The sequence below is a fragment of the Desulfobacter curvatus DSM 3379 genome (assembly GCF_000373985.1).
GTDB lineage: Bacteria > Desulfobacterota > Desulfobacteria > Desulfobacterales > Desulfobacteraceae > Desulfobacter > Desulfobacter curvatus.
In genome coordinates this window covers 1-3775 of sequence record NZ_KB892969.1, presented here as the reverse complement: position 1 = coordinate 3775, position 3775 = coordinate 1, and the positions used below count along the sequence as shown (strand labels likewise).

The following is a 3775-nucleotide window of genomic DNA, read 5'->3' as shown; positions in this document are numbered from 1 at the left end:
AGAGTGTCTATTATAATTTTGCGACAAAATAATTTTAGATGTCGCTCCGCCCCCCTGATATCATTGATAATAAATTTTGATGCGTCAGCGCTGAGGTAAGAGCCTCTCACCAATAACAGATCAAGTACATATGCTCCCGGCATAGGCGTTCTCAGGACTATGAAACAGTCTTCTATTTGTTATCCGCTAACATACAAGCATCAGATATACTGCCAGACTTTATCGATTGTTGTTTCCATAACGGCAACGGCGTGAAGATCACTGTAGGCGATTTCAACAACCTCGGCCCGAAACCTCCCCTTCTCCTGCCTTTTGTTGAAGTCGTCCATTATTTCAATGGAGTCACTGAGAGTGCGTGTTTGTGGAGAGCTACCGTCATGCGTCCGGGGGTGGTAGCCAATGTAAATGCTTTTGAGCTTTTCCTGTTCTCTGTTCATTTCCTGTCCTCGTTGGTTTTTGGTCGTTCTGTTCAATCCTGGGGTTGGTGTCCGTGATTTGGCCTTAGCTATATCAGATATTTGTTTCTTCTAATACCAAAACGCGCAATGTTTTGCTGGGAAGGCTTGTCAAAACGGCTGCAAGAACAACTGCATCGGAACTTTTATTTTTCAGAGGTAGAGAATATGATTCATTGTGCTGTAGGTCTAAATTTAATACCAAATTTTGTAGGCGGGCTCAAATTTTCAGACTACATTTTATGATGTTTCGCCTTTATTTTTTGACCTCTCAATGTTTGCACAACAAAACTACAAAAAGAAGCTCCGCCCACAAAAAATTTGTGGGCAGAGCTAAAAATAAAATAAAATGAAGAATCAGGCAATTATTGCATACAAACAGACAGTTACACCCCACAGGCGAATCCTTAATATATGAACATTCCTGCTTCAGAGGTGTAATGATAAAAAATGTAAAAAAAAAGGAGTTTGTTATGCTTTTGGATTTTACCTTCTACAATCCAACAAAAATCTATTTTGGAAAAGATTCTCTTGGAAACCTTAAAGATGAATTGAGCAATTATGGAGATACCGTTCTCCTGGCCTATGGTAAAAATGCCATCAAACGAATCGGCCTTTACGATCAGGTCATCACCATCCTGAAAGATACAGGGGAAAAGGTGGTCGAACTATCAGGCGTCATGCCCAATCCGACTTATTCCAAACTCATGGAAGGCGCTGAGCTTGTACGTGATCATAATGTCAGTCCTATCCTGGCCGTTGGCGGCGGCTCTGTTATTGACCTGGCAAAGGGCATTTCCGTGTCTGCGTATTGCGATGAAGATCCGTTTCAAAAATATTATCGAAGGCTTGCTGAAAGCATCCATTGATAATCTGCGGGCGGCCCTGAAAAATCCAGAAGATTATGAGTCAAGAAGCAATCTCATGTGGAATGCAACCCTTGCGCTCAATACCGTTACTGGTGTTTCAAAAGCCCAGGACTGGGAAGTTCACATGACTGAACACCAACTGGGTGCCTACACCGACTGTGCCCATGGCATGGGGCTCGCCGCGATTTCATTGCCCTATTATCGCCATATCTATTTCATACGGCCTTGATAAATTTGTCCGGTTTGCCACTGAAATCTGGGGCGTTTCCCCTGATGGCAAAACAAAGGATGCCGTGGCCCGGGAAGGTCTGGATGCCCTTGAGAAATTTATAAAAGAGTGCGGCATCGTCACTTCCCTTGAAGAACTTGGCGCCACCAGAGAGATGCTGCCTAAAATAGCGGAATCTTCATTCATTCTTGAAAATGGATATAAGAAACTGACAACTGAAGGAATTTTAAATATTTTGGAAGCATGCTTCTAATTTGTTTCATGGTTTTGCTCCTTAAAAATTATCGCCAAAAAATTCATTATTAAGAAAAGTAAGGATACTTTCCATGGAGGGAGGACATCTCTGCAGTGATTTATTGCCGTTTGAAACGGTGCAAACGCCGATACCTCTCTGGGTTGAACCAAGGCGCTTGCCTTTAAACGCCTGGCCGATACAAAGAGAGGGGAGGGCCTGTGTTTTTAAATTCGGTATGTTTTCCCGGATATTTCTCAGCGCGGATGAAAGGTTCCCAAAGCAGGAGGAGCAAGCGGATCTCTGATCCACAATTGTGTTAATCCACTGTTTGATCTCATTTTGGTCATGACTGCCAAGAATGTTCTCTATGGTTGTATTATCGAGATTTTCAATGTCGCTGTCAGACGTATGGCCGTCACCTATGCCCAGTTTGTCAGCTATGCATAGATACTCAACATATTCATCGGAAAAACCTAAGAGACGACAGGCATAGCTGTCCATGGCCACCGGATCTTTGGCAAGGAGCAGAAGATCCAGTTTTTGCGGCTTACCTCCTTCTTCCCAGTAGGGATCAGGATTTAAACCGTCAGCAAGGGCAAATGCCTGTTTTATACAGGTATTAAGATAGGCAACAGGTTTGTGAATACCAAGGGTGTGATAGCGTCTTTTTTCAGTGTTGGGAATACATCCCTTCAGGTTTTTCAGGGCACAGGTCATTCGCGTCTGACCATGTCCCTTTACCAAAGGAAGGTTGATAAGACTTCCGCCATCAGCTTCAAGGTCTGCAATGGTGGTACATATTTTAAATTCTCCCATGGGCGTTTTTCTGATAACCGAATTGTCTTTTTGCAGATCAATCAAAGGAATATTGAATTTTTGCGCAAGCGATGTATAGCCACATACATCAAAAGCCTTGGTTGTGGAGAAGCCAACCCCTGAGCCCTCTGCTATGATGATGTTTGAAAAATTATGATCGATAAGCCATTCGATAAGTCCTTCCGCAATGGCCGGCGTCGTTGTCGCGCCTGCCGATGCCGGTTTATTGACAACCAGGTTGGGTTTTAAAAGCACCGGGGTATCTTTTTGGCCCAGCCAGTCCCACGCCGCTGCTTTTTCAAGGAGTAAGGCGACATCATCTTTCAGCTTTGTTCTGTCTTTATTGCTTTTTATCCAAACAGTGCTCATCAATCTGGCCTCTCAAATATGATATATTTTTTACTGCTTAACTTTTAACTCCAAATAGTTATCGATACATATCGCTAAAAAGACCAGGCAAAGGTCTATCCCAGCATGGCATCAATTCTGCGGGCAATAAGATCCAGATATCCCAGATCGACGTTATCATAAAATACGATGGTTGCATCCGGAAGCACCATGCCCCGGGCATTGGCCCGTTTTTGTTTCATCTCAACCGTGCTGCTGCAAACTTCCACCGTTCCTGCGTCCGGCGTGACCAACAGGTTGATACAGCGCAGCAGGGTGCTTTTTCCTGATCCGCTGCTCCCGATGATGGATATAACCTCACCCTTATTGGCGGTAAGGCAGATGCCCTTGAGCACCTCAACCCCGGCACAGGATTTCTGAATATCGTTTAAGATGATAACAGGCTGATCAGGCATGATATTTTATGCTTTCCACCGTAAACGGGTCATTTCTCAAGTTCTATAGTTCCCGACATTTCCTTAATATACTCTTGCCCGGATACGGCATGGCCCAGTTCGTACAATCCGGAAGCGGAACCAAAGTTGCCGAAAAACATCACCACGTTTCCCCAGGGCGCATAATAGGCCAGGGTTCCAGCTTTGGCCTTGGCCTTGGGCGTGGCGGTGATGTCCAGTTTTTCGGGCGGGTAGAAAATTTTTTCATTGTTGCTGTAGTTTTCCACTTTGATACTTAACACTACAGCGACACTTGAACACCTAACTCTTTAGCGAGAGCCATCGTTCTTTTTCTATGGCTTTCATACGCAATGTCGTTACGTTTGAGG

General features: G+C 44.2%; 7 protein-coding genes. 3 read left to right on the top strand and 4 right to left on the bottom strand.

The window, feature by feature from the left end:
- Positions 1 to 200 precede the first annotated feature (200 nt).
- The gene (locus tag B147_RS0106720; protein WP_020586459.1) at positions 201 to 437 is read right to left on the bottom strand and encodes a hypothetical protein; all 237 of its coding nucleotides are present in this window, start codon (positions 435 to 437) and stop codon (positions 201 to 203) included.
- A gap of 491 nt (positions 438 to 928) precedes the next feature.
- On the opposite strand from B147_RS0106720, the gene B147_RS32365 reads away from it, so the two are divergent.
- From B147_RS32365 to B147_RS32355, 3 genes are read left to right on the top strand one after another with little or no spacing between them, the layout of a single operon-like run.
- Positions 929 to 1324 carry an iron-containing alcohol dehydrogenase gene (locus B147_RS32365; protein ID WP_211216920.1) on the top strand — a complete coding sequence of 132 codons (396 nt, stop codon included), beginning with the start codon at positions 929 to 931 and terminating at the stop codon, positions 1322 to 1324.
- The gene (locus tag B147_RS33630) at positions 1272 to 1553 is read left to right on the top strand and encodes a hypothetical protein (protein WP_483782820.1); all 282 of its coding nucleotides are present in this window, start codon (positions 1272 to 1274) and stop codon (positions 1551 to 1553) included. Before B147_RS32365 ends, B147_RS33630 begins: the two co-directional genes overlap by 53 nt.
- The gene (locus B147_RS32355) at positions 1468 to 1806 is read left to right on the top strand and encodes a dehydroquinate synthase/iron-containing alcohol dehydrogenase family protein (protein WP_245568949.1); all 339 of its coding nucleotides are present in this window, start codon (positions 1468 to 1470) and stop codon (positions 1804 to 1806) included. Before B147_RS33630 ends, B147_RS32355 begins: the two co-directional genes overlap by 86 nt.
- Positions 1807 to 1827: 21 nt before the next feature.
- Here the strand turns inward: B147_RS32355 and B147_RS0106705 are convergent, their stop codons facing one another.
- The 3 genes from B147_RS0106705 to B147_RS27640 form a co-directional block, all read right to left on the bottom strand.
- Positions 1828 to 2973: a DUF362 domain-containing protein gene (locus B147_RS0106705; RefSeq protein ID WP_020586458.1), complete on the bottom strand. Its 1146-nt coding sequence runs from the start codon at positions 2971 to 2973 to the stop codon at positions 1828 to 1830.
- A gap of 95 nt (positions 2974 to 3068) precedes the next feature.
- Positions 3069 to 3407, bottom strand: a complete 339-nt coding sequence (locus B147_RS33130) for an ATP-binding cassette domain-containing protein (protein WP_020586457.1) — start codon at positions 3405 to 3407, stop codon at positions 3069 to 3071.
- A 29-nt stretch (positions 3408 to 3436) separates the two neighbouring features.
- Entirely contained in the window at positions 3437 to 3688 is a 252-nt protein-coding gene (locus B147_RS27640) for a cyclophilin-like fold protein (protein ID WP_020586456.1), read from the bottom strand.
- Between the last annotated feature and the right edge of the window lie 87 nt (positions 3689 to 3775).

Excerpts from the sequence above, each read along its gene's own strand:
- B147_RS0106705 (WP_020586458.1), bottom strand. The coding sequence starts at position 2,973 with ATGAGCACTGTTTGGATAAAAAGCAATAAAGACAGAACAAAGCTGAAA.
- B147_RS33630 (WP_483782820.1), top strand. The coding sequence starts at position 1,272 with ATGAAGATCCGTTTCAAAAATATTATCGAAGGCTTGCTGAAAGCATCC.
- B147_RS0106720 (WP_020586459.1), bottom strand. The coding sequence starts at position 437 with ATGAACAGAGAACAGGAAAAGCTCAAAAGCATTTACATTGGCTACCAC.
- B147_RS33130 (WP_020586457.1), bottom strand. The coding sequence starts at position 3,407 with ATGCCTGATCAGCCTGTTATCATCTTAAACGATATTCAGAAATCCTGT.
- B147_RS32365 (WP_211216920.1), top strand. The coding sequence starts at position 929 with ATGCTTTTGGATTTTACCTTCTACAATCCAACAAAAATCTATTTTGGA.